This window comes from Knoellia sp. S7-12 (genome assembly GCF_040518285.1).
GTDB lineage: Bacteria > Actinomycetota > Actinomycetes > Actinomycetales > Dermatophilaceae > Knoellia.
The window spans coordinates 1,130,820-1,154,439 of the sequence record NZ_CP155449.1; the positions used below are offsets into that span (position 1 = coordinate 1,130,820).

31 protein-coding genes are annotated in these 23,620 nt (G+C 66.9%); 24 read left to right on the forward strand and 7 right to left on the reverse strand.

What is annotated here, in order from left to right:
* From V6K52_RS05430 to V6K52_RS05470, 9 genes are all read left to right on the forward strand, one after another.
* Entirely contained in the window at nt 1–186 is a 186-nt protein-coding gene (locus V6K52_RS05430; RefSeq protein ID WP_353952868.1) for a type Z 30S ribosomal protein S14, read from the forward strand.
* A gap of 142 nt (nt 187–328) precedes the next feature.
* Complete coding sequence (rpsH, locus tag V6K52_RS05435; RefSeq protein ID WP_353952869.1) at nt 329–727, forward strand: 30S ribosomal protein S8; 399 nt, start codon at nt 329–331, stop codon at nt 725–727.
* Nucleotides 728–738: 11 nt separating this feature from the next.
* Nucleotides 739–1,275 (forward strand): 50S ribosomal protein L6, encoded by a 537-nt coding sequence (gene rplF, locus V6K52_RS05440; protein WP_353952870.1) that lies wholly within the window; start codon nt 739–741, stop codon nt 1,273–1,275.
* 3 nt (nt 1,276–1,278) lie between these two features.
* The gene (gene rplR, locus V6K52_RS05445; protein ID WP_353952871.1) at nt 1,279–1,653 is read left to right on the forward strand and encodes a 50S ribosomal protein L18; all 375 of its coding nucleotides are present in this window, start codon (nt 1,279–1,281) and stop codon (nt 1,651–1,653) included.
* A gap of 49 nt (nt 1,654–1,702) precedes the next feature.
* Complete coding sequence (gene rpsE / locus V6K52_RS05450) at nt 1,703–2,371, forward strand: 30S ribosomal protein S5 (protein WP_353952872.1); 669 nt, start codon at nt 1,703–1,705, stop codon at nt 2,369–2,371.
* The gene (gene rpmD / locus V6K52_RS05455; RefSeq protein WP_009775947.1) at nt 2,371–2,553 is read left to right on the forward strand and encodes a 50S ribosomal protein L30; all 183 of its coding nucleotides are present in this window, start codon (nt 2,371–2,373) and stop codon (nt 2,551–2,553) included. The genes rpsE and rpmD overlap by 1 nt, the downstream gene beginning before the upstream one ends.
* A gap of 2 nt (nt 2,554–2,555) precedes the next feature.
* Nucleotides 2,556–3,050, forward strand: a complete 495-nt coding sequence (rplO, locus tag V6K52_RS05460) for a 50S ribosomal protein L15 (protein ID WP_353952873.1) — start codon at nt 2,556–2,558, stop codon at nt 3,048–3,050.
* A gap of 180 nt (nt 3,051–3,230) precedes the next feature.
* Nucleotides 3,231–4,547: a preprotein translocase subunit SecY gene (gene secY / locus V6K52_RS05465; RefSeq protein ID WP_353952874.1), complete on the forward strand. Its 1,317-nt coding sequence runs from the start codon at nt 3,231–3,233 to the stop codon at nt 4,545–4,547.
* Complete coding sequence (locus V6K52_RS05470; RefSeq protein ID WP_353952875.1) at nt 4,547–5,107, forward strand: adenylate kinase; 561 nt, start codon at nt 4,547–4,549, stop codon at nt 5,105–5,107. The genes secY and V6K52_RS05470 overlap by 1 nt, the downstream gene beginning before the upstream one ends.
* Before the next feature lie 91 nt (nt 5,108–5,198).
* On the opposite strand, the gene V6K52_RS05475 is transcribed toward V6K52_RS05470, so the two are convergent.
* Entirely contained in the window at nt 5,199–5,684 is a 486-nt protein-coding gene (locus V6K52_RS05475) for a DUF664 domain-containing protein (RefSeq protein ID WP_353952876.1), read from the reverse strand.
* 83 nt (nt 5,685–5,767) lie between these two features.
* Here V6K52_RS05475 and V6K52_RS05480 point away from each other — a divergent pair, with 83 nt between their 5' ends.
* From V6K52_RS05480 to V6K52_RS05490, 3 genes are all read left to right on the forward strand, one after another.
* Nucleotides 5,768–6,325 carry an NAD(P)H-dependent oxidoreductase gene (locus V6K52_RS05480; protein ID WP_353952877.1) on the forward strand — a complete coding sequence of 186 codons (558 nt, stop codon included), beginning with the start codon at nt 5,768–5,770 and terminating at the stop codon, nt 6,323–6,325.
* Nucleotides 6,326–6,400: 75 nt separating this feature from the next.
* The gene (map, locus tag V6K52_RS05485; protein ID WP_353952878.1) at nt 6,401–7,249 is read left to right on the forward strand and encodes a type I methionyl aminopeptidase; all 849 of its coding nucleotides are present in this window, start codon (nt 6,401–6,403) and stop codon (nt 7,247–7,249) included.
* Nucleotides 7,250–7,305: 56 nt separating this feature from the next.
* Nucleotides 7,306–8,328, forward strand: a complete 1,023-nt coding sequence (locus tag V6K52_RS05490; RefSeq protein WP_353952879.1) for an LLM class flavin-dependent oxidoreductase — start codon at nt 7,306–7,308, stop codon at nt 8,326–8,328.
* Between the two features lie 7 nt (nt 8,329–8,335).
* Here V6K52_RS05490 and V6K52_RS05495 read toward each other — a convergent pair whose 3' ends face one another.
* Genes V6K52_RS05495 through V6K52_RS05505 form a run of 3 tightly spaced genes read right to left on the reverse strand, consistent with a single transcriptional unit; the run spans nt 8,336 to nt 10,268 of the window.
* Nucleotides 8,336–9,028, reverse strand: a complete 693-nt coding sequence (locus V6K52_RS05495; RefSeq protein ID WP_353952880.1) for a nuclear transport factor 2 family protein — start codon at nt 9,026–9,028, stop codon at nt 8,336–8,338.
* Nucleotides 9,025–9,594 carry a dihydrofolate reductase family protein gene (locus V6K52_RS05500; RefSeq protein WP_353952881.1) on the reverse strand — a complete coding sequence of 190 codons (570 nt, stop codon included), beginning with the start codon at nt 9,592–9,594 and terminating at the stop codon, nt 9,025–9,027. The genes V6K52_RS05495 and V6K52_RS05500 overlap by 4 nt, the downstream gene beginning before the upstream one ends.
* A complete protein-coding gene (locus V6K52_RS05505) occupies nt 9,594–10,268 on the reverse strand; it encodes a dihydrofolate reductase family protein (protein ID WP_353952882.1) in 675 nt (224 codons plus the stop codon). The genes V6K52_RS05500 and V6K52_RS05505 overlap by 1 nt, the downstream gene beginning before the upstream one ends.
* A 109-nt stretch (nt 10,269–10,377) precedes the next feature.
* On the opposite strand from V6K52_RS05505, the gene V6K52_RS05510 reads away from it, so the two are divergent.
* The 4 genes from V6K52_RS05510 to meaB all read left to right on the forward strand — a co-directional run bounded on the left by V6K52_RS05510 (nt 10,378) and on the right by meaB (nt 15,855).
* Nucleotides 10,378–10,878 carry a helix-turn-helix domain-containing protein gene (locus V6K52_RS05510; protein WP_353952883.1) on the forward strand — a complete coding sequence of 167 codons (501 nt, stop codon included), beginning with the start codon at nt 10,378–10,380 and terminating at the stop codon, nt 10,876–10,878.
* Between the two features lie 116 nt (nt 10,879–10,994).
* Nucleotides 10,995–12,710, forward strand: coding sequence for a methylmalonyl-CoA mutase subunit beta (locus tag V6K52_RS05515; RefSeq protein WP_353952884.1), 1,716 nt, complete (start codon nt 10,995–10,997; stop codon nt 12,708–12,710).
* Complete coding sequence (gene scpA, locus V6K52_RS05520; RefSeq protein ID WP_353952885.1) at nt 12,707–14,890, forward strand: methylmalonyl-CoA mutase; 2,184 nt, start codon at nt 12,707–12,709, stop codon at nt 14,888–14,890. The genes V6K52_RS05515 and scpA overlap by 4 nt, the downstream gene beginning before the upstream one ends.
* The gene (gene meaB, locus V6K52_RS05525; RefSeq protein WP_353952886.1) at nt 14,887–15,855 is read left to right on the forward strand and encodes a methylmalonyl Co-A mutase-associated GTPase MeaB; all 969 of its coding nucleotides are present in this window, start codon (nt 14,887–14,889) and stop codon (nt 15,853–15,855) included. Before scpA ends, meaB begins: the two co-directional genes overlap by 4 nt.
* An 11-nt stretch (nt 15,856–15,866) precedes the next feature.
* Here the strand turns inward: meaB and V6K52_RS05530 are convergent, their stop codons facing one another.
* On the reverse strand, nt 15,867–17,120 hold the full coding sequence (locus V6K52_RS05530; protein ID WP_353952887.1) for a CPBP family intramembrane glutamic endopeptidase: 1,254 nt from the start codon (nt 17,118–17,120) through the stop codon (nt 15,867–15,869).
* Nucleotides 17,121–17,401: 281 nt separating this feature from the next.
* Here V6K52_RS05530 and infA point away from each other — a divergent pair, with 281 nt between their 5' ends.
* The 7 genes from infA (at nt 17,402) to rplQ (ending at nt 21,461) form a co-directional block, all read left to right on the forward strand.
* A complete protein-coding gene (infA, locus tag V6K52_RS05535) occupies nt 17,402–17,623 on the forward strand; it encodes a translation initiation factor IF-1 (protein WP_006946284.1) in 222 nt (73 codons plus the stop codon).
* Nucleotides 17,624–17,711: 88 nt separating this feature from the next.
* Entirely contained in the window at nt 17,712–17,825 is a 114-nt protein-coding gene (gene rpmJ, locus V6K52_RS05540) for a 50S ribosomal protein L36 (protein ID WP_009775928.1), read from the forward strand.
* Nucleotides 17,826–18,065: 240 nt separating this feature from the next.
* Complete coding sequence (gene rpsM, locus V6K52_RS05545) at nt 18,066–18,443, forward strand: 30S ribosomal protein S13 (RefSeq protein ID WP_353952888.1); 378 nt, start codon at nt 18,066–18,068, stop codon at nt 18,441–18,443.
* Entirely contained in the window at nt 18,443–18,847 is a 405-nt protein-coding gene (rpsK, locus tag V6K52_RS05550; protein WP_353952889.1) for a 30S ribosomal protein S11, read from the forward strand. The genes rpsM and rpsK overlap by 1 nt, the downstream gene beginning before the upstream one ends.
* A 32-nt stretch (nt 18,848–18,879) precedes the next feature.
* Nucleotides 18,880–19,488, forward strand: coding sequence for a 30S ribosomal protein S4 (gene rpsD / locus V6K52_RS05555; protein WP_353952890.1), 609 nt, complete (start codon nt 18,880–18,882; stop codon nt 19,486–19,488).
* Between the two features lie 174 nt (nt 19,489–19,662).
* Entirely contained in the window at nt 19,663–20,703 is a 1,041-nt protein-coding gene (locus V6K52_RS05560; protein ID WP_353952891.1) for a DNA-directed RNA polymerase subunit alpha, read from the forward strand.
* Between the two features lie 29 nt (nt 20,704–20,732).
* Nucleotides 20,733–21,461, forward strand: a complete 729-nt coding sequence (gene rplQ / locus V6K52_RS05565; protein ID WP_353952892.1) for a 50S ribosomal protein L17 — start codon at nt 20,733–20,735, stop codon at nt 21,459–21,461.
* A gap of 219 nt (nt 21,462–21,680) precedes the next feature.
* Here rplQ and V6K52_RS05570 read toward each other — a convergent pair whose 3' ends face one another.
* Nucleotides 21,681–21,980 (reverse strand): DUF2087 domain-containing protein, encoded by a 300-nt coding sequence (locus V6K52_RS05570; RefSeq protein ID WP_353952893.1) that lies wholly within the window; start codon nt 21,978–21,980, stop codon nt 21,681–21,683.
* An 83-nt stretch (nt 21,981–22,063) separates the two neighbouring features.
* Between V6K52_RS05570 and V6K52_RS05575 the strand changes: the two genes are divergently transcribed.
* The gene (locus tag V6K52_RS05575) at nt 22,064–22,915 is read left to right on the forward strand and encodes a tRNA pseudouridine synthase A (RefSeq protein WP_353952894.1); all 852 of its coding nucleotides are present in this window, start codon (nt 22,064–22,066) and stop codon (nt 22,913–22,915) included.
* A 10-nt stretch (nt 22,916–22,925) separates the two neighbouring features.
* Here V6K52_RS05575 and V6K52_RS05580 read toward each other — a convergent pair whose 3' ends face one another.
* Nucleotides 22,926–23,588: an LmeA family phospholipid-binding protein gene (locus tag V6K52_RS05580; RefSeq protein WP_353952895.1), complete on the reverse strand. Its 663-nt coding sequence runs from the start codon at nt 23,586–23,588 to the stop codon at nt 22,926–22,928.
* Nucleotides 23,589–23,620 lie beyond the last annotated feature (32 nt).

Below are 23,620 nucleotides of genomic sequence, written 5' to 3' on the forward strand. Positions count from 1 at the left end.
ATGGCGAAGACTGCTCTTGTCAACAAGGCGAACAAGACGCCGAAGTTCAAGGTGCGCGGCTACACGCGCTGCCAGCGTTGCGGCCGTCCCCACGCCGTGTACCGCAAGTTCGGCCTGTGCCGAATCTGCTTCCGGGAGATGGCCCACCGCGGCGAGCTCCCCGGTATCACGAAGTCTTCTTGGTGACCACGGCTGACTCAGCCATCCCGGTCGAGGCGCAGCCGAGACCACGCCGCACTCGCGGCATACCCCAAAACCATCTACATCGAAGGTCAGCCGGAGCAGCAGCCCCGGATGAAACCACGGTGAGAGAGGGCGGAGAAGCCCAATGACAATGACTGACCCGATTGCGGACATGTTGACCCGCGTCCGGAACGCCAATTCGGCGCACAAGGACACGGTCGCCATGCCGTTCAGCAAGCTCAAGTCGCACATCGCGGAGATCCTCGAGGCCGAGGGTTACATCGCCAGCTGGACCGTCGAGGACGCCGAGGTCGGACAGACCTTGACCGTCAACCTGAAGTACGGCCCCAACCGCGAGCGTTCCATCGCCGGTGTGCGTCGCGTGTCCAAGCCTGGACTTCGCGTCTACGCCAAGTCCACCAACCTTCCCAAGGTTCTCGGTGGGCTCGGTGTCGCCATCATCTCGACGTCGTCCGGTCTGCTCACAGACCGGCAGGCCGCTAGCAAGGGTGTGGGTGGGGAAGTCCTCGCCTACATCTGGTAAGGGGATCTGACATGTCGCGCATCGGACGTCTTCCGGTTGCCATCCCCTCCGGTGTCGAGATCAACGTCGAGGGCCAGACCGTCAAGGTCAAGGGTCCCAAGGGCGAACTCGCGCACACGGTGGTTCAGCCGATCCAGGTTGAGAAAACTGATGGTGAGGTCCAGGTTTCCAGGCCCAATGACGAGCGCGAGTCGCGTTCGCTCCACGGCCTGACTCGCTCGCTCATCAACAACATGGTTCTCGGTGTCACCGAGGGTTATGTCAAGAAGCTCGAGATCCACGGCACTGGTTATCGCGTGCAGAACAAGGGCGGTTCGCTCGAGTTCGCACTCGGTTACTCGCACTCGATCACGGTCGAGGCGCCGAAGGGCATCACCTTCACCGTTGAGAACCCCACCAGGTTCCAGGTCGAGGGCATCGACAAGCAGCTCGTCGGTGAGGTGGCCGCCAACATTCGCAAGCTCCGCAAGCCTGACCCCTACAAGGGCAAGGGCGTGCGTTATGCCGGCGAGCACATCCGCCGCAAGGTCGGAAAGGCTGGTAAGTAGGCCATGGCAATGATCATCAAGCGTGCCAAGGGCAAGGTCGCCGCGCGCGGCCGTCGCCACGTTCGTCTCCGCAAGCACGTCGCGGGCACGGCAGTGCGTCCCCGTCTCGTCGTCTCGCGCTCGTCGCGTCACGTCTTCGTCCAGGTTGTCGATGACACCGCGGGCAAGACCGTCGCATCCGCGTCGACGATGGAGGCCGACGTGCGCTCCTTCGAGGGCGACAAGACCGCCAAGGCCAAGAAGGTCGGCGAGCTCGTGGCCGAGCGCGCCAAGGCTGCCGGTGTCGAGGCCGTCGTGTTCGACCGTGGTGGCAACAAGTACCACGGTCGCGTCGCGGCCATCGCCGATGGCGCCCGCGAGGGTGGGCTGTCACTGTGACCCGCGCGAAGAACACTCTGAACCACACCGTTTCTGGAAGGAACATCTGATGCCAGGACCCCAGCGTCGAGGCACCGGTCCCGCAACCGCGAACGCTGCCGGCGGCGAGCGCAGCGACAACCGTGGCGGCGACCGTCGCGGTGGCCGCGGCGACGACCGCCGCGGTGGTGGCCGCGAGGCCGAGAAGAGTCAGTACCTTGAGCGGGTTGTGACCATCAACCGCGTGTCCAAGGTCGTCAAGGGTGGTCGTCGCTTCAGCTTCACCGCCCTCGTCGTCGTCGGTGACGGAGACGGCACCGTGGGTGTCGGCTACGGCAAGGCCAAGGAAGTTCCCGCCGCGATCGCCAAGGGTGTCGAGGAGGCCAAGAAGGAGTTCTTCAAGGTCCCGCGCATCCAAGGCACGATCCCGCACCCCGTCCAGGGTGAGGCCGCGGCTGGCGTCGTCATGCTCCGTCCCGCAAGCCCCGGTACCGGCGTCATCGCCGGTGGTCCGGTGCGTGCGGTTCTCGAGTGCGCCGGTGTCCACGACGTGCTCTCCAAGAGCCTTGGTTCGTCCAACGCGATCAACATCGTCCACGCGACCGTGCAGGCTCTCAAGGAGCTTGAGCGTCCGGAGGCCGTTGCTGCCCGCCGTGGTCTGCCCGTGGACCGTGTTGCTCCCGCTGCGATGCTCCGCGCCCAGGCTGCCGGCATCGCCGAGGCGAAGGCAGGTGCGTGATGGCTCGACTCAAGGTAGTCCAGACCCGTTCGGGGATCGGCGGCAAGCAGAACCAGCGTGACACGCTGCGCAGCCTCGGTCTCAAGCGCATTGGCGACGTCGTCGTCAAGGAGGACCGTCCCGAGATTCGCGGGATGGTCAAGACGGTGACGCACCTCGTTGCCGTTGAGGAGGTGGAGTGATCATGGCTGAGAACAAGTCAGCACCGCAGGCTGAGGCCAAGCAGGCCTCAGCGCTCAAGGTCCACCACCTGCGTCCCGCCCCGGGAGCCAAGACCGCCAAGACCCGTGTGGGTCGTGGTGAGGGCTCGAAGGGTAAGACCGCAGGTCGTGGTACCAAGGGTTCCAAGGCTCGTTACCAGGTTCCGGAGCGCTTCGAGGGTGGCTCGACCCCCCTCCACATGCGTCTCCCGAAGCTTCGCGGCTTCAAGAACCCGTTCAAGACCCACTACCAGGTCGTGAACCTCGACAAGCTGTCCGTTCTCTTCCCTGACGGTGGAGACGTGAGTGTCGAGGACCTCGTGTCCAAGGGTGCCGTTCGTGACGGCGAGCTCGTCAAGGTGCTCGGCACCGGCGAGATCACGGTCGCCGTCAACGTCACTGCCAACAAGTTCTCCTCCTCCGCCAAGGAGAAGATCGAGGCGGCAGGCGGTTCGGCCGTCGTAGGCGACTCTGCCTGACCCGTCGTTTGACTTGTATGCCGCAGGGCGCGGTTCCCGGAGGCAATCCGGGAACTCGCCTTGCGGCATACGTCGTTTGACCCCCTGAGAAGACTGCGGTCGCCGACCGCAGACGACGCCGGGGTATCTTTGTTCGTCGATCACCACTGACGCGGCAGCTGCCGCCCACCTGGAGGACCTGTGCTCACCGCTTTCGGCCGCGCGTTCAAGACGCCCGACCTGCGCAGGAAGATCCTGTTCACACTAGGGATCATCGCTCTGTACCGTCTGGGCGCCCAGGTGCCGACGCCCGGGGTGAGCTATTCGCTCATCCAGGCGTGCCAGGAGGGTGCGGGGGAGGCCAACGACCTGCTCGGCCTCGCGAACCTCTTCAGTGGTGGAGCCCTGCTCCAGTTGTCGATCTTTGCGCTCGGGATCATGCCCTACATCACGGCGAGCATCATCGTCCAGCTTCTGACGGTGGTGATCCCCAAGTTCGAGACGCTCAAGAAGGAGGGGCAGGCGGGGCAGGCGAAGATGACGCAATACACGCGTTATCTGACGATCGCGTTGGCGGTGCTGCAGTCGGCGACCTTCATCACGTTCGCGCAGAACCCCTCGCAGCTGTTCAACAACCCCGCGTGCACCAACATCCTCACCGACGACTCGATCGTCACGATCCTCATCATGGTGCTCACGATGACCGCGGGCACTGGCCTCGTCATGTGGCTCGGTGAGCTCGTGACCGACCACGGCGTCGGCAACGGCATGTCGATCCTCATCTTCACGTCCATCGCCGCCACGTTCCCCGGTGCGCTCTGGGCGATCCAGCAGCGGGAGGGTCGCTGGGACATCTTCCTGGGGATCATCCTCATGGGCTTCGTCATCATCGCCCTCGTCGTCTTCGTCGAGCAGAGCCAGCGACGGATCCCCGTCCAGTACGCCAAGCGCATGGTGGGCCGACGCGTCTACGGCGGCACCTCGACCTACATCCCGCTCAAGGTCAACATGGCCGGTGTCATCCCGGTCATCTTTGCCAGCTCCCTGCTCGCCCTGCCGACTCTGCTCGCACAGTTCAACCGCAAGGCCGATGGGTCCTCGCCGGGCTGGGTGCAGTGGATCGACACCAACTTCGCAGGTGGCGACACATGGGTGTATGCACTCACCTACGTCGCGCTCATTCTCTTCTTCACGTTCTTCTATGTGTCGATCACGTTCAACCCCACCGAGGTTGCCGACAACATGAAGAAGTACGGCGGCTTCATTCCGGGTATCCGCGCCGGGCGACCCACGGCCGAATACCTTCAGTACGTCCTCACCCGCATCACCGTTCCGGGTGCGATCTATCTCGCGCTGATCTCGATCATCCCGCTCATCGCCCTCGTCCTCGTCGGCGCCAACCAGAACTTCCCGTTCGGTGGCACCTCGATCCTGATCATCGTCGGTGTCGGTCTCGAGACCGTGAAGCAGATCGAGTCCCAGCTGCAGCAGCGTCACTACGAAGGGTTCCTCCGCTAATGCGTCTGATCATTCTCGGCCCGCCCGGAGCTGGCAAGGGCACGCAGGCTGCCCGCATTGCAGAGCACTTCGGCATCCCGGCGATCTCCACCGGCGATATCTTCCGTGCCAACATCAAGAACGGCACGGACCTCGGCAAGCAGGTCCAGGAGATCACCGCCTCCGGTGGCTACGTCTCCGACGACATCACCAATGCCATCGTCGAGGACCGCCTGTCGCAGGCCGACTGCGAGCCGGGCTTCCTGCTCGACGGCTACCCGCGCACGACCGGCCAGGTGACCGCGCTCGACGCGATGCTCGCCAAGCACGACCACGGCCTCGACCACGTGCTCGCACTCACGGTCGACGAGGACGCAGTCGTCGGGCGGCTGCTCAAGCGTGCCGAGATCGAGGGCCGCGCCGATGACACCGAAGACGTCATCCGTGAGCGCCAGGCCATCTATCGGCGCGAGACTGCGCCGCTGACCGACGTCTTCGCCGAGCGCGGACTGCTCGTCGAGGTCGACGGCCTGGGCGAGGTCGACGAGGTCACCGAGCGGATCATCACCGCGCTGAGTTGACCCAAAGACACCGCTGACCCACGGACAACACAAGGCGGCGTATGCCGGGAACGTGAGTTCCCGGCATACGCCGCCTTCGTCTGTCCCTGGGTCAGAGCACGATGTATTGGCGGCCGTCGAGCAACTCACGCACTGCATCGAGTTGGCCGGCGTGCGTCGCGGTTTCGATGATGACGTGGTGGAGGATGTCGCGCAGTTCGGGGAAGTCGCCCGCCTCCCAGTCGGCTTCGCGATGCTGCGGTGCTGAGTCGAGGGAGCGGTCGGCAATGATCGCGTCAGATGCGGCGATCGCGGCACGGTAGGCCGCGACAACCTGTGCAGCGGACTCGTCGGGCGAGACGCGCCAGTCGCCGTTGTCGCCGTCGGGCCACCAGTCGAACGTCCCACCGGCGACGACGACCTCGAACCAATAGCGCTCGTCCGAGAGTGTGAGGTGGCGGACCAGGCCCAGCACGCTCCAGCCCGACGGCAGCACGGGGCGCCGTAGGGCGTCTTCGTCGAGCCCGTCCAACTGGCGCAGCACATGTCGCCGCGTCGTGGCCAGTGCGGCCGTGAGATTCTCGCGTTCGCGGTCCATGTGAGCCAGCCTAGGTTTGCTCATCCGAACAACGGGCGAGGCGCGTCCGGAATGGACGGGCCGCATTACCTGTTGGTTGAAATGTGAATCAATTGCGCATCATCGTCTCCAGTACCCGCCCGAGCCGCATCGGCCACAAGGTCACCCAGTGGGTGAGCGAGCAGGCTGCCGCCGAGCAGTGGGAGGTCAAGATCCTCGACCTCGCCGAGATCGACCTCCCCTTCTTCGATGAGGAGGACATGCCGATGAAGGGCAACTACGCCAAGCCGCACACCCAGGCGTGGGCCAGCGAGATCTTCGAGTCCGATGCGGTCGTCGTCGTGACCCCGCAGTACAACCGATCCTTCCCGGCGCCCATCAAGAACGCGATCGACTACCTCTTCGCCGAGTGGGACTCCAAGCCCGTGGCGATCGTCGGCTACGGCTGGTCGGGTGCCAGCGACGCGGCGGCCGACCTCACCAAGGTCCTCACGCACGTCAAGGCGGATGTCGTGGGCGAGATCGGACTGAGCTTCCCGGAGCAGCTGAGCACCGAGGGCGTCGTCATCGACGGCGACGCAGCAGCGATCGAGCTGCGCGGGCTTCTAGACACTCTCCACCGCAAGGTCCTCGATCTCGACGAGGTTCCCGCACGGTCCTGATCGCCATCTGCCATCGACGCCTCTCGCTGACCCGGAATTCGGGGGAGCGGGAGGCGCCGCTGTAGGTTGCCGTCCATGGGACTGTTCGGACGTGAGCGCATCGAGGCCAAGACTCATGAGCAAGTGGTGCTCATGCGGGCAGCTGGCCTGCTCGTAGGACAGACCCTCGAGCTGGTTCGCGACTCCGTGCAGCCGGGCATGACGACCCAGGACCTCAACGCCCTGGCAGACGCCCACATCCGTGATGGCGGTGGCGTCCCGAGCTTCCTTGGCTACCACGGCTTCACCGGCACTCTCTGCACCTCGGTCAACGAGGAGGTCGTGCACGGAATCCCGGGACCCCGGACCTTGGTCGAGGGCGATCTGCTCTCTGTCGACTGTGGCGCGATCATCGAGGGCTGGCACGGCGACGCAGCGATCTCGGTCATCGTCGGTGGTCGTGAGGCCGGTCGTCCCGAGGATCTCGAACTCATCGACGACACCGAGGCCTCGATGTGGGCCGGCATCGCGGCCCTCGCGGTGGGCCAGAGCCTGTATGCCGTGGGCGAGGCCGTCGAGGACAGCATCACCTCAGCGGGGGAGCGGCGTGGGCGTGAGTACGGCATCGTCGAGGACTACGTCGGTCACGGCATCGGCACCTCGATGCACATGGACCCGCAGGTCCCGAACTACCGCGTCAGTGGCAAGGGGCCGACCGTGGTCGACGCCACGACGATCGCGATCGAGCCGATGATCACCCTGGGTGCCGAGGCGAACCGCGTGCTCGAGGACGACTGGACCGTCGTCACCAACGATGGCTCCCGGGCCGCCCACTGGGAGAACACCGTGGCCGCGACGTCGCAAGGGCTGTGGGTCCTCACTGCGGTCGATGGTGGCGAGGCCAAGCTGCGCGAGCTTGGCGCGAACTACGCACCGTTGGCCTGACCGAAGCTGAGTTCGCCGCGAGGAATGCACCCCGATCCCCGGTGTTGAATGCAGGTATGAAGCGCATCGGATTCTTGTCCTTCGGACACTGGAACCCCCACCCGCAGTCGGCAGTCCGCACGGCTTCCGACGTCTTGCTGCAGTCGATCGAACTGGCGGTGGCGGCCGAGGAGGTGGGGGCCGACGGGGCCTACTTCCGGGTGCACCACTTTGCCCAGCAGCTCGCATCGCCCTTCCCGCTGCTCGCCGCCGCGGGTGCGAGGACCAGCAGGATCGAGCTGGGCACGGGTGTCATCGACATGCGCTACGAGAACCCGCTCTACATGGCCGAGGACGCGGGAGCGGCAGACCTCATCGCGCAGGGACGACTCCAGCTCGGCATCAGCCGGGGATCGCCCGAGCAGGTCATCGAGGGCTACCGCCACTTCGGGCACGATCCGCGCGAAGGTGAGTCCGACGCCGACATGGCGCGACGGCATACGGCCGAGTTCCTCACGGTGCTGGACGGAGAGGGCTTCGCTCAGCCGAGCCCGCGACCCATGTTTCCCAACCCGCCGGGACTGCTGCGCGTCGAGCCACACTCCGAAGGTCTGCGCGACCGCATCTGGTGGGGTGCCGGGAGTCGCGCGACTGCCGTGTGGACCGCCCAGCAGGGGATGAACCTGATGAGCTCGACGTTGCTCACCGAGGACACGGGGGTGCCCTTCCATCAGCTGCAGGCCGAGCAGATCAGCCTGTTCCATGAGGCGTGGCGTGAAGCCGGGCACGAACGCACCCCGCGGACGTCGGTGAGCCGCAGTATCTTCCCGCTGGTGACGGCACAGGATCATGCCTACTTCGGGGCAGACCGGCGCAGCACCGACCAGGTCGGCATGATCGACGGTGGGCTCGCTCGATTCGGGAAGTCATACGCGGCAGAGCCGGACGAGTTGGTTCGCCAGCTGGCGCAGGACGAGGCCATCGCGGCGGCTGACACCTTGCTCCTGACGATCCCCAACACCCTCGGTGTGGACTACAACGCCCACGTCCTCGAGAGCATCCTCACGCAGGTGGCCCCCGGGCTCGGCTGGCGCGACTGACGACGGCTCACAACGTCAGCACGCCCTGACCCGTCTCGGCGTCCCAGGGCACGGACTCGTGGTCGTGGGTGACGACCCAGCGGCCGTCGCGGCGCTCACACCCCAGGGTGGCTCGCACCCACATGACGACCTCGTCGCCACTGGTGAGGGTGCCGCTGACGCGGTAGAGGAACGCCGCGAACCCCACGGCACCAGAGGTGGCGATCCTGAGGTCGTGGACGTCGTACCCGATGTCGGAGGCGTAGCCGTCGAACCAACCGCGTGCGGCCTCGAGGACGGGCTCGCGCCCCTGCGCCCGGTGCGGGGGGAGGACGTTGAAGGACTCGAGGTCCTGCGCCAGCAGGGAACTGAGCCCGTCGAGATCCTTAGCCCCGACGGCGGCCACGCGTGCGTCAAGGAGCGCGCGTATGCCGTCCGCTCCCGAATCGTCCGAGGTCACCTCGTACTCGTCGACCGCAAAGCTGCGGATGAGGCCACCGACTTCACCCTCGGGGCCGCTGCCGCGGAAGCGGTCGAGTGCCTCGCGGTCGGTCCACCGCTCGCTGATGTTGACCCGGTCGGGCTCGGCTGAGTCGGTGCTCACGGCGAAGTCGATGCAGCCCGTCGTGGCTCGGGCAGCGACAACCGCCTCACGTGACAGCTCCACCACCCGGTCGCGATCGGCCGGATCCACGACGAGGTGCCCGGTCACGATGATCATGGCTCGCTCCTCGTGACGTCATAGACGAGAGCGACTGCGCCGCTGTCGAAGGCACGTTGCTCTCGCAATTCGAGGGCGCTCGTGAATCCTTCGGGCAGCCAGGGCAGTCCGCCGCCGGCGAGATGCGGCATGACGTAGGCCGTGATCTCGTCTACCAGTCCGGCCTTCAGCGCGTGGGCCGCGAGGGTCGGGCCGCCGATGCTCACATCCGTGGGCGCCTCTTGCACGAGGGTCGCCAGCCGGTTGAGGTCGAGGTGGTCCCAGAACTCGGTGCGGGGCTCCTGCGGCGGAGCCATGGTCGTGGACACGATGATCTTGTCGGCCTGCTTCCAGATCGCCGCGAACTCCTCGTGCTCGGGGGCGGTGAGGCCGGAGCTGGGCGGGTTCTCCCAGTAGCGCATCGTCTCCCACATGCCGCGGCCGAAGACGTAGGTGCGGACGTCGCCCTCGCGCTCGTTGACATAGGCGTGGAGCGCGTCGTCGGGTGCCGCCCAGTCGAAGGAGCCTGATGCATCCTTTGCGTAGCCGTCGAGGGAGACCAGCATTCCGTAGCGCAGGCGCCCCATCAGGAGACACTCGGTTCCTGAGGGTGGCTCAGGCCCTTGCGCTGCCAGAACTGGTGGACGAAGCCGGGCCTGGCCGAGTTCGTGGTCTGGACGTCGAAGTCTGACTCGATACCCTCCAACCCCGCCCAGAGGGACTCACCCCGGCCCAGGACGATCGGCGCGATGACAAGGTGAAGATCGTCGATGAGTCCCGCTCTGAGGAAGTCACGGACGATGGTCGGGCCCCCGCCGATGCGGACGTCCAGATCACCGGCGGCCTCGCGGGCCCGGGCCAGGACCTCCTCGGGCGTGCCATCGACGAAGTGGAAGGTCGTCCCGCCCTGCATCTCGATCGACTCGTGCGGGTGATGGGTCATGACGAATACCGGTGTGTGAAACGGGGGATTCTCTCCCCACCACCCGCGCCAGGTGTCGTCGGTCCACGGCCCGGGCTCGGGCCAGAACTTGCGGCGCCCCATGATCTCGGCCCCGACTGAGCCGTCGTCGTAACTGACTTTGGACAGGGCCCCGTCAACGCCGAACTGCGCACGGGTCTCGCCGCCCGTCTCGGGCGGGAACATCCACTGGTGGAGGCGCGCACCGGCGTGGCCGAAAGGGTTCTCGAGAGTTTGACCCTCTCCCGTGGCGAAGCCGTCGAGCGAGATGGTGAACCCGATGACGCGAACGATGGACATGGCATCTCCTGGGACTGAGGGTGGTTGCGTTGTGCAATCACTACCTCACGGTAGAGTAGTCTGGTTGCACTTCGCAAGCACTTTGCCGGACACGTTGAGGAGGAACGCGATGCGCAGCGAGCCACGATCGGGGTGCCCCATCAACGCAGCGGTCGAGGCGCTCGGCGACCCGTGGAGCCTCATCGTCCTGCGCGACATGATGTTCGGCGACCGTCGCTACTTCCGCGAACTGTTGACCGGCTCCGACGAAGGGATCGCGAGCAACGTCCTCTCGTCGCGGCTCAAGTCCCTCGTCGCCGCCGGGTTGCTCACGCGCGACGACGCGACACGCGGTCAACGCGCGCGCTACACGCTCACCGAGGCCGGAATCCAGACCTTGCCGGTTCTCGTCGCCTTTGGCACGTGGGGTCGGGCGCACCGCGAGACCACACCAGAGCTGACCATCCGCCAGCAGCTCATGGAAGAGGGTGGCCCGACGATGGTCGCCGAGCTCATGGACGAGTTGCGCGCGCACCACCTCGACACCCCCCTGCCACCGAGCGTTGGCCCACGGGCGAGCGAAAGGCTGCGGGCGGCATACGAATCGATGGTGTCGAAGGCCACTGCCTGACCACACTGTTGTGCCCAAACTCTCGTGGGGGCTGGGCCGCTGCGCCGGTAGGGTGACGGGAAGTTCGCAGACCTCACGACAGGTGCGGACTGACCCGATCGGCTGAGGAGCAGTGAATGACGGTGGCCCCGAAGCGGCCCGCGCCGATGGCGCTGGCGGCACACTTCCCGGAGCGGACGCAGGAGGAGTGGCGAGACCTCGTCGCTGGCGTGGTCAACAAGGGGCGACCCGAGGATCAGCACCTCAGCGGTGACGATGCAGTTGCCTCGATGCGGTCGCATCTCGAGGGTGGACTCGACATCGAACCGCTCTATACGAAGGCGTCCGATCCGGTGCCACTCGGTGTGCCCGGCGCCATGCCCTTCACCCGTGGACGCGCAGTGCGCGACGCCGACGTCCCCTGGGACGTGCGTCAGGTCCACGACGACCCCGACGCCCCGACGACGCGCAAACTCGTCCTCGGCGACCTCGAGAACGGCGTCACCTCCGTCTGGCTCCACGTCGGTGCCGACGGCCTGGCGCCGGCCGATGTCGCCGAAGCGCTTGCCGACGTCCAGCTCGACCTCGCGCCCGTCGTCGTTTCGTCGTGGGATGCGCAGGCCGCTGCCGCGGATGCCCTGTATGCCGTCCTGTCCGGTTCGCGTGCCAGCTCCGGCAACCTCGGCCACGACCCGCTCGGCGCTGCGGCGCGGACCGGCTCGGCGCTCGACCTCACCCCGTTGGCCGACGCGATCCGCAGGCTCGCTGACCACGGCGAGATCCGAGCGATCACGGTCGACACCCGCGTCCACGCCGATGCTGGCGCGACGGTGACCGACGAGGTCGCGTTCGCGCTCGCGACCGGAGTGGCCTATCTGCGTCACCTCGAGGCCGAGGGCATCGACGTCACCGAAGCCTTCCGCCACATCGAGTTCCGGGTGAGTGCCAGCGCCGACCAGTTCCTCACGGCGGCCGCGTTGCGTGCGCTGCGTCGCGCGTGGGCGCGCATCGGAGAGAGAGTCGGGGTCCACGAGAAGTCGCGGGGCGCGTTCACCCACGCCGTGACCTCGGCACGCATGTTCACCCGCGACGACGCCTGGACCAACATCCTGCGCAGCACCCTCGCGACCTTCGGGGCGAGCCTGGGTGGCGCCGACGCCATCACCGTGCTGCCGTTCGACACGGTGTCCGGACTGCCGACTCCGTTCTCTCGGCGCATTGCCCGCAACACGCAGATCCTCCTGGCCGAGGAGTCCAACGTTGCGCGGGTCACCGATCCCGCGGGTGGTTCCTGGTATGTCGAAACGCTGACCGATGACCTGGCGAAGGCCGCGTGGGCGACGTTTCAGGAGATTGAGGCCGCTGGCGGAATGGCCGATGCTCTGGCGAGCGACCTTGTCGCACAACGGATCTCGGCTGCTGTCGTCGAGCGTGACAGGGCCCTGGCCACGCGTGCCACGCCGATCACCGGCGTGAGCACGTTCCCGCTTGGCGGCGAGAAACCGCTCGAGCGCGCACCTCGGGTCGAGTTGGTCCTTGGGGCCAACGCTGTTGTGCCACACCGGGACTCGACCATCTTTGAAGCGCTCCGCGACCGCTCTGCGGCCTACGCGACGAAGCATGGACACGCGCCCCGCGTCACTGTCCCGACTCTCAACGTGCCGCGCGCCGCCGACCGTCGCATCGATGCCGTCAACCTGCTCACCGTCGCAGGCATCGACGCGGTCGAGGCTGAGGGCGGGTCCGGCGCTGCCCTGGACGGAACTGACAAAGGTTACGAGGGTGTCGCCAAGGACATGGACGTCGTCGCCTTCCTCTCCGCCCTCCTCGACGAGATGGGAGCTCCCGCATGAGCTCGATCCCCGACTTCACCAGCGTCGACCTCGGTGACGGCCTTCCCGCAGGCGACGCCGAGACGCCCGACCTTGGGACTCAGACGTGGCTCACACCCGAGCAGATCGAGGTGTCGCCGCTCTACACCGATGCCGACCTCGAAGGGCTCGACTTCCTCGAGACCATCCCTGGAGCGCCGCCCTACCTGCGCGGGCCCTACCCGACGATGTACGTCAACCAGCCATGGACGATCCGCCAGTACGCCGGGTTCTCCACCGCCGAGGAGTCCAACGCCTTCTATCGGCGCAACCTGGCTGCGGGCCAGAAGGGGTTGAGCGTCGCCTTCGACCTCGCGACCCACCGCGGCTACGACAGCGACCACCCGCGCGTCGAGGGCGATGTCGGCATGGCCGGTGTCGCGATCGACTCGATCTATGACATGCGCACCCTCTTTGACGGCATCCCGCTCGACCAGATGTCGGTGTCGATGACGATGAACGGCGCGGTCATCCCCGTCCTCGCGCTCTTCGTCGTCGCGGCCGAAGAGCAGGGCGTCGCGCCCGAGAAGCTCTCCGGGACCATCCAGAACGACATCCTCAAGGAGTTCATGGTCCGCAACACCTACATCTATCCGCCCGAGCCATCGATGCGCATCATCAGCGACATCTTCGCGTTCACCTCCGAGAAGATGCCGCGCTACAACTCGATCTCCATCTCGGGTTACCACATGCAGGAGGCCGGGGCCACGCAGGATCTCGAGCTGGCCTACACGCTCGCCGATGGCATCGAGTATCTCCGCGCAGGCAAGGAGGTCGGGCTCGACGTCGACCGCTTCGCACCGCGGCTGTCCTTCTTCTGGGCCATCGGCATGAACTTCTTCATGGAGGTCGCCAAGATGCGCGCGGCCCGCCTGCTCTGGGCGCGGCTCGTCGAGGAGCAGGGCGCCAAGAACCCGAAGTCGCTCAGCCTACGCACCCACTGTCAGACCAGTGGCTGGTCGCTCACGGCCCAGGACGTCTACAACAACGTCGTGCGCACCTGCATCGAGGCGATGGCCGCGACACAGGGCCACACGCAGAGCCTGCACACCAACGCTCTCGATGAGGCCATCGCACTGCCGACCGACTTCAGCGCGCGCATCGCCCGCAACACCCAGCTCGTCATCCAGCAGGAGTCCGGCACCACGCGCACCATTGACCCGTGGGCCGGTTCGGCCTACGTCGAGCGGCTGACCCATGACATCGCCGAGCGGGCGTGGGCGCACATCGAAGAGGTCGAGGCAGCCGGTGGGATGGCCAAGGCGATCGAGGCCGGCATCCCCAAGATGCGCATCGAGGAGGCCGCGGCGCGCACCCAGGCCCGGATCGACTCCGGCCAGCAGCCGGTCATCGGCGTCAACCGCTACATCCCCGACAACGATGAGCCGTTCGAGGTGCTGAAGGTCGACAACGCTGCAGTGCGTGCGAGTCAGATCGCCAAGCTCGAGCGACTGCGCGCGGAGCGCGACGACGACGTATGCCGTGCGGCCCTGGAGCGCTTGACGGCCGCCGCGCGTGAAGGCTCCGACGGGACGCTGGACACCAACCTGCTGGCACTCGCGATCGACGCGGCCCGCGCCATGGCCACGGTCGGCGAGATGTCCGCCGCCATGGAGGAGGCGTTCGGTCGCTACACCGCCCAGATCCGTACGATCGGTGGCGTGTACTCCGACGAAGCAGGCTCCGACGCCAACGTGCGCAGGGCGCAGGAGCTCGTCGTGGAGTTCGAGGAGGCAGAAGGTCGCCGTCCACGCATCCTCGTCGCCAAGATGGGCCAGGACGGTCACGATCGAGGACAGAAGGTCATCTCCACCGCGTTCGCCGACCTCGGTTTCGACGTCGATGTGGGCCCGCTCTTCCAGACGCCGACCGAGGTGGCGCGCCAGGCCGTCGAGTCCGACGTGCACGTCGTCGGTGTCTCGTCGCTCGCTGCTGGTCACATGACCCTCGTGCCCGCGCTGCGCAGAGAGCTCGACGCGCTCGGCCGTCAGGATCTCATGATCGTCGTCGGTGGTGTCATCCCCAGCCAGGACTTCGACGACCTGCGGGCCGCCGGCGCCGACGCCATCTATCCGCCGGGCACGGTCATCTCGACCGCGGCCATCAGCCTCATCGGCGATCTGCGCGCGCGGCTGCATGGTGCCGACCGGGCCGGCGCGTGACCGACGAGCTGTTCGACGGGGTCCGCGCAGGCTCGCGGACCCACATCGCCCGCGCGATCACGCTGGTCGAGTCGACCCGACCCGACCACCGAGAACGGGCACGGGCGCTCCTCACCGAGCTCACGGCATACACGGGTTCCGCGGTGCGAGTGGGGATCTCGGGTGTTCCGGGGGCGGGCAAGTCGACGTTCATCAACGCGATGGGCACACGTCTGATCGACGCAGGGCACAAGGTCGCGGTCGTCGCTGTCGACCCGAGCTCGCGGCGCACGGGCGGTTCGATTCTCGGTGACCGCACGCGGATGGGTGAGCTCAGCGCCAGCGACCAGGCGTTCGTCCGGCCGAGCCCCAGCGGGCGCCATCTCGGGGGAGTGGCCCGTGCGACCCGCGAGTCGATGCTCGTCCTCGAGGCGGCCGGGTTCGACGTCGTCATTGTGGAGACCGTCGGGGTCGGGCAGAACGAGATCGCCGTCTCCGAGATGGTCGACACGTTCCTCCTGCTGACTCTGGCCCGCGCCGGCGATCAGTTGCAGGGCATCAAGCGTGGCATCCTCGAGCTCGCCGACGTCATCGCCGTCAACAAGGCCGACGGTGACGGTGAGATGGCGGCCAAGGGTGCGGCAAAGGACCTCACGTCCGCGATGCGGCTCATGCTGCCCGGGGCTGATGTGCGCCGTCCGCAGGTGCTCACCTGCTCGTCGCTGACCGGGACGGGGCTGGACGACGTGTGGGCGGCGGTGCTCGAGCACCGCGCCCACCTCGAGTCGGAGGGGTCTCTCGAGGTCCGGCGGGCCCAGCAGCAGCAGGACTGGATGTGGGCCCTCATCGACGCGCACCTCACCGATGCGGTGCGCGCTGCGCCGAGCGTGAAGGAGCAGCGTGCCGCCATCGAGTCCGCGGTCAGGTCGGGAGAGCTCAGCGCCGTCGACGCCGCGAGCAGGATCCTCGACGCGTTCGGGCACTGACCGAACGGAGCTCAGCCCAGCGCGGAAGTGCGCCAACCTGCCGGAGCGACGCCCCGACGGCGGGCCAACCACAGGAGGACCGCGGTCACCAAAGCCGTGGCGACGACGTTCATCCCCGCAGAGACAGGTGAACCGGCGCTCTCTCCGTCGACGAACGACTCCTCGAGCCCTCCAAACAGGATCCCGCTCGTCATGATCAGCAGGTTGTTGACGATGTGCAGCACGATGACGGCCTCGAGCCCACCCGTGCGCCAGGCCAACCAGCAACCGGCGACCGCCAACGAACCGAGCTCGATGATGATCCACGGGTCGGCGGAGCCGTGGGCCGCCACGAAGAACGCCGTCGACAGGACGGTGGTGACGACGAGCGCCACCACGGGCGAATGGAACCACGCCCCGACCCCCTGGACGAGGCCGCCCCGGAAGGCGAGTTCCTCACCTGCCGCCTGCAGGGGAGTAGTGAACAGCGTGACCGCGAGGAGGGCGACCCATTGGTCGGGGCGGTCGAGGACCTCTTGGTCGAAGACCACCCAGCTCACGGCGAGATAGGCAGCCCACAGTGGAGTGACGACGAGGACGCACCACCCGAGCCAGCCCCACCGGATCCGCCCGGCCACGGAGAGAATGCGCCAAGGACTCCGCCGGAACCCCACCCAGACCCCGATGAGAGTCGCCGGGATGAGGCTCGCCAGAAGCAGGTTGTTGACCAGCGCCGACCATGGGTTCAGAGGGTCGATGAGCGTGTCCTCACTGTCGAGGAGGCCGGCAAGGCCGCTGGGCACCAACAACGCGATGAGGCAGACGATCAGGACAGCGACGGCGACGGCGAGCGCGACCAGAGGGCGCCACCAGCGGTGGCGTGGTCCGCGCATCTGGTGGACATACGTCCGCGGCTCGCGCTCGGCCGCCTCGAGCTCCGCGGCTGTCGTCCGCTCGACCTCACCACGGATCCGGTATGCCGCCCGCTGACGTGCGTGTGCGACGAACCAGGGCGGTGGCTCGGTGGGGGAGACCACGACCGGTGTGCCCTGCTGGTGTGCCACCCACGTGGCTCGGCGCACCGATTCGGACTCGGCGTCCTGCGGCCAGGCCATCAACCACAGCGCGTCGGACCAGGCGAGGCTGTCGTCCGCGATCTCCCACGGGGCAAACGGCGACCATTCGAGGTCGGCGGCCGGGCCGACGGAGTGCGCTCGCGCTCGGGCGAGTGCCTGCTGGTCCTGCTCCTGGCCTGGGTCACCGACGACGGCGATGCGAACGTTCATGTCGCCCAGTGTCGCCGCACGCCGCAGGCGCCGCATCGGACCCCGGGACCCTGCGTCGTACGACTTTCGTCGCAGCGAGCGAAGAGAAGGTGCGCCGTGCCCACAGGAGGTGAGCGAACGGCATACGCGGATTTCGTGCTCAGCACGCCCTCCCGTAGGATGGATCGTCGGTCTCGTGTGTTTTCAGGCTTGCCTGAAAACAACCACGAACCACATCTCCATGGTTTCACTGGTGGCTTCGTGCCGCACCCAGGGTGGGATCAGCAAAGGATTGAGAGGGTATGGCCAAGAAGGACGGCGTCATTGAGATCGAGGGCACCATCGTTGAGGCGCTCCCCAACGCGATGTTTCGCGTGGAGCTCACCAACGGTCACAAGGTGCTCGCGCACATCTCGGGCAAGATGCGTCAGCACTACATCCGGATCCTCCCCGAGGACCGCGTGGTGGTGGAGCTCAGCCCCTACGACCTGACCCGAGGCCGCATCGTCTTCCGCTACCGCTGACCGGGTACGCCCGCACAGCAGCAGCATCCACAGCAAGAACCCGTCCGGCCTCCGCCGTGTCGGGAGGATCGACAAGACAGCAGAGGCAATGAAGGTTCAGCCGAGCGTCAAGAAGATCTGTGACAAGTGCAAGGTGATCCGCCGCAACGGTCGGGTCATGGTCATCTGCGAGAACCCGCGCCACAAGCAGCGCCAGGGTTAATCACAGCCTGATCGTCCTGAGCAGTCGGGACTTGCACGAGGCCACAGCTTCGAGAACACGCACAAGTGAATGATTGAGAACGCAGCGCCCGACCCCCGTTTGTGTCACCTGCAGAGGTGAGCACGGGACGTCACCCTCGGCCCGGAGGCCGAGGACCGGGGAACCACGACCTCGTGGACCACACCGCGGACCGGCGACTGCACCAGACCTCCGGAACACCAGAACAGGAACCATCACAAGATGGCACGTCTCCAAGGAGTCGATCTTCCGCGCGAGAAGCGCGTCGAGATCGCATTGACCTACATCTTCGGTGTGGGCCGCTCCAGCTCGCAGAAGGCCCTCGCGGCCACCGGAGTGGACCCCAACGTCCGCGTCAAGGACCTCACCGACGCCGACCTCGTCGCACTGCGCGACTGGATCGACGAGCACCTCAAGGTCGAAGGTGACCTCCGCCGTGAGGTCCAGGCCGACATCCGCCGCAAGGTCGAGATCGGGTCCTATCAGGGTCGGCGCCACCGCTCCGGCCTCCCCGTCCACGGTCAGCGGACCAAGACCAACGCGCGCACCCGCAAGGGCCCCAAGCGCACCGTCGCCGGCAAGAAGAAGGTTGGTAAGTAATGCCTCCCAAGGGCCGTGTAGCCGGCGCCAAGAAGGTGCGCCGCAAGGAGAAGAAGAACATCGCTGTGGGTCAGGCCCACATCAAGTCGACGTTCAACAACACGATCATCTCGATCACCGACCCCGCCGGTGCCGTCATCGCCTGGGCCTCTGCCGGCCAGGTCGGCTTCAAGGGCTCGCGCAAGTCCACCCCGTTCGCCGCGCAGACCGCCGCTGAGGCTGCTGCTCGTCGTGCGATGGACCACGGCATGCGCAAGGTCGACGTCTTCGTCAAGGGCCCGGGTTCGGGTCGCGAGACCGCGATTCGCTCGCTGACCGCAGCCGGCCTCGAGGTCGGTTCGATCCAGGACGTCACCCCCGCGCCGCACAACGGTGTCCGCCCGCCCAAGCGCCGCCGCGTCTGATCGCCGCGAGAAGACGGAAAGAGAACTAGAACATGGCTCGTTATACCGGACCCATCACCAAGAAGTCGCGACGCCTGCGGGTTGACCTCGTCGGCGGCGACAAGAACTTCGACCTGCGCCCCTTCCCGCCCGGTCAGCACGGCCGTCGCCGGATGCAGGAGAAGGAATACCTCACCCAGCTGCAGGAGAAGCAGAAGGCTCGCTTCACCTACGGCGTCATGGAGAAGCAGTTCCGCCGCTACTACAAGGAAGCGGCGAACCGCCCCGGCAAGACCGGTGAGAACATCCTGACGATCCTCGAGTCCCGACTCGACAACGTCATCTACCGCGCGGGCCTTGCCCGCACCCGTCGTGCCGCGCGTCAGCTCGTCACGCACGGTCACTTCGAGGTCAACGGCGTGCGCGTCGACGTCCCGTCCTACCGCGTGGAGCAGTACGACCTCATCACCGTGCGCAAGCAGTCGGTGGAGACGTTCCCGCTCCAGCTCGCGCGTGAGACCTTCGGCGACCGCCCGACCCCGGCCTGGCTCCAGGTCGTCCCGGGTTCGCTGCAGATCCTGATCCACTCGCTCCCGATCCGGGCGCAGATCGACTCGATCCTGACCGAGCAGCTCATCGTCGAGTTCTACTCGAAGAACTGATTCACACAGTTGGTATGCCGTGTGCGCCGGGTCCCACGCTCAGCGTGGGAAGTGCGCACACGGCATACCAACTGTTCGTCCTGACCACAGACAGAGGTGGGCTGGACAGCCGGGTTTGACCCCGGCAGTTTCACGAGGCGTCATATAGCGGTCGCCCGTGGGAAGGAAATCACCGTGCTCATCGCACAGCGTCCGATCCTCACCGAGGACGTCATCTCCGAACACCGGAGCCGTTTCGTCATCGAGCCCCTCGAGCCTGGCTTCGGCTACACGCTCGGGAACTCCCTTCGTCGCACCCTGCTCTCGAGCATCCCTGGTGCCGCCGTGACGAGCATCCGCGTCGATGGCGTTCTCCACGAGTTCTCCACGATCCCCGGTGTCAAGGAAGACCTCACCGAGATCATCCTCAACATCAAGGGTCTGGTCGTCTCCTCGGAGCACGACGAGCCGGTTGTCATGTACCTGCGCAAGCAGGGCTCTGGCGCCGTCACCGCCGCGGACATCGCTCCGCCGGCCGGTGTCGAGGTCATCAACCCCGACCTGCACATCGCGACGCTCAACGACAAGGGCAGCATCGAGATGGAGCTGACCGTCGAGCGCGGTCGCGGCTACGTCTCGGCGCAGCAGAACAAGTCCGGTGACCAGGAGATCGGCCGCATCCCGGTCGACTCCATCTACAGCCCGGTCCTCAACGTCACCTACAAGGTCGAGCTGACCCGAGTCGAGCAGCGCACCGACTTCAACAGCCTCGTCCTCGACGTCGAGACCAAGCAGGCCGTCACCCCGCGTGACGCACTCGCTTCCGCCGGCAAGACCCTCGTCGAGCTCTTCGGCCTCGCCCGTGAGCTCAACGTCGAGGCCGAGGGCATCGACATGGGCCCGTCGCCGACGGATGCCGCGCTCGCCGCGGACCTCGCCCTGCCGATCGAGGACCTCGACCTCACGGTCCGCTCCTACAACTGCCTCAAGCGCGAGGGCATCCACACCGTGGGTGAGCTCGTCGGCCGCAGTGAGGCGGACCTGCTCGACATCCGCAACTTCGGTCAGAAGTCCATCGACGAGGTCAAGGCCAAGCTCCACGGCATGGGTCTCGCCCTGAAGGACAGCCCCGCCGGCTTCGACCCGAGCCAGATCGCTTCCTACGACGACGAGTTCAGCTTCGCCGACGCCGACGACGCAGAGGACGCGTCGTTCGCCGAGGACGAGCAGCTCTGACGCTGACTTAACCCCTAGGAGATAAAGACATGCCTACCCCCACCAAGGGTCCCCGTCTCGGAGGCGGCCCGGCTCACGAGCGTCACATCCTGGCGAACCTCGCGACGTCGCTGTTCGAGCACGACTCGATCACGACGACCGAGACCAAGGCCAAGCGCCTTCGTCCGCTCGCCGAGCGTCTCGTCACGTTCGCCAAGCGCGGTGACCTTCACGCCCGTCGCCGGGTCATGACGGTCATCCGCGACAAGGGTGTCGTCCACCGCCTCTTCGTTGAGATCGCGCCTGACATGGCCGACCGCAACGGTGGCTACACCCGCGTCACCAAGATCGGTCCCCGCAAGGGCGACAACGCCCCCATGGCGGTCATCGAGCTCGTTCGCGAGCCCGTTGCCAAGAAGGCCACCGTCAAGGAGGCCGAGGGCGCGACCAAGCGTGCGGCCAAGCAGGACGAGGCCAAGGCCGCAGCTGTCGAGACCAAGGCTGCTGAGGACGCCGCGCACGAGTCCGAGGCCACCGAGGCTGCTGCCGCTGTCGAGCTGCCCAAGGGTGCCGTCGCCTCCAACGAGGACGGCTCCGCTCCTGAGGGTCACACCGTCAAGGGCAACGCCGACTCCGGCAAGTACCACGTCGAGGGTTCGCAGTGGTACGACCAGACCGACGCCGAGTTCTGGTTCGCATCGGCCGAGGACGCCCAGGCCGCCGGGTTCGAGCCGGCTGGTGGCGAGGCCAAGCAGCAGGTCGAGGACGACAACGCCTGACCCTGCTTTGCGCTGTTCGAACGGGCCGTTCACCCTCACGGGTGGACGGCCCGTTCGCTTTGCTCCGCGACAGGCCGCGCACATGCGCTCCGCGACCGAATGCCCGTTCGCCGCAGTCCCATCCGCGCTGCGCGCGCTGGCCGCGCTCCGCGCTCCCGCCAGGCCCAGCCAGCGGCGAACGGGCATTCAGTCGCTTTGCAGGGCCGCACAGGCGCTCGCTCAGGAACTGGTGGTGCCGCCGGCTCGCCAGTAGACGCCCGCGTCGCGTTCGAGAAGCTCGTTCTCGACGAGGTAGCGGCGCAGGGCAGCGTGGTCGGGGTGGAACTGATGCATGACGTCGTTGACCTCGGCCTCGGTGTAGCGGATGCCGGGCTCGAAGGACTGGGCGATGTGGTCGAGGATGACGAGGCGCTTCGTCAGTTTGGTGGGGATGCTCGAGAGGCGACCGTCAGCCCCGATGAACGCCCTCAGGATGGCGTCGCGGTTGGCCAGGGCTTCGGTCGGGGCGGGGCGATCCATGGACACGACCCTAAGGAGTGCCGGGACCGGGCGCGAGTGGGGGAGAGAGGTCGTGCGGCTCCAGTGTTCTAGGCTGCCGAATCATGACAGTGCTGCGAGTGCGGATCGACCTCGCCTATGACGGGACCGACTTCTCGGGCTGGGCCGCGCAACCGGGACGACGGACCGTCGAGGGGGAGTTGTCGGCAGCGCTGACGACGTTGCTCCGGGCGCCAGAACCGGTGCGGCTCACCGTCGCTGGGCGCACCGACGCCGGAGTGCACGCGCGCGGTCAGGTCGTCCACGCCGACGTCGATCCAGTGGCCTGGGCGCTCGTGCCGGGACGCGGAGACCGGACCCCCGAGGAAGCGGCCCGGGCCAAGCTGGGTGGGATCGTCCCCGGTGACATCGTCGTGCGGTCCGTGGTGCTCGCCCCCAAAGGTTTTGACGCGCGGTTTGCCGCCCTGCAGCGTCGCTACGTGTATCGCATCTGTGACGACGCCGGCGTGCTCGATCCGCTGCGCCGACGCGACACCGTTGTCGTGAGGGACAGCCTCGACGTCGGTGCCATGGATGAGGCAGCGCGAAGGCTCGAGGGACTCAATGACTTCGCGGCCTTCTGCAAGAAGCGCGACGGAGCGACGACGGTGCGCACACTTCTCACCTACACGTGGAAGCGTGTGGCCGACGGGACACTGGAGGCGACGGTCGTCGCGGATGCGTTCTGCCACAGCATGGTTCGTGCTCTCGTGGGATCTGTGGTGCCGGTGGGCATGGGGCGGGCGCCGGTTGCCTTCCCGCGCGAGATCCTCACGGCTCGCGCCAGGGACCCACGGGTCAAGGTGATGCCGGCCCACGGGCTCTCACTCGAAGAGGTGACCTATCCGGCGGATGCGGATCTTGCTGCTCGGGCGCTGGAGGCACGGGCCACTCGCACCCTTGGCCCTGAAGGCTGAGTGATGGACTTCAGCGCGTGATGGTGACGTCGTCGCCACGCAGGTGGGCGCGGAACCCGTCGGCCTGCACCGACACCGCAGTGAGGGCCATCCCGTCGGGGACGCCCTGAACCGTGTGCCGGATCGTCACGAGCCGCCGCACTATCGCCGACGCCGCAGTGTCGAGCCAGTCGGGCCCGTCGAGGTCGATCGTCTCGGGGGTGATGACGAGCTGGCCGTCGACGGCGCGCACCTGACCGGTCGCCCGCACCTCGACATCCTGACCCAGCACGCTCACGCGGCGACGCAGTCCCGCGAGTCCACCATCCGCGGCATACAGGGTCACGCCGTCACCGATCTGGGAAGCCGCCGTCTCGAAGGGCAAGGCGGCGTCGATGTCGAGGCGGCCGGCGCGCAGTCCGTTGCCGGTCAGTGTCACCGCCGACCCGATCGCGGTGACGTCGCGCAGACCACCGTCGCCGGTCACCACTTGGGCGCTCGTGAGGCGCACGTCTCCCAGCCACGTCTCACCCTTGGCGAGGTCGGTCGGGGCGGATGGACGCGGGGCCGCGCTCACCGTCGGCACGGCGACGTCGGACCCCGATCCGGGACTTCCCACGGACCACAGCAGGGCCACGGCGGCGAGCACGAGGGCGACGAGCATCGTCACCGCTCCGAGAACGAACTGCTTCACCCGCCACATCCTGCCTTGAGTGCCTGAGCGCA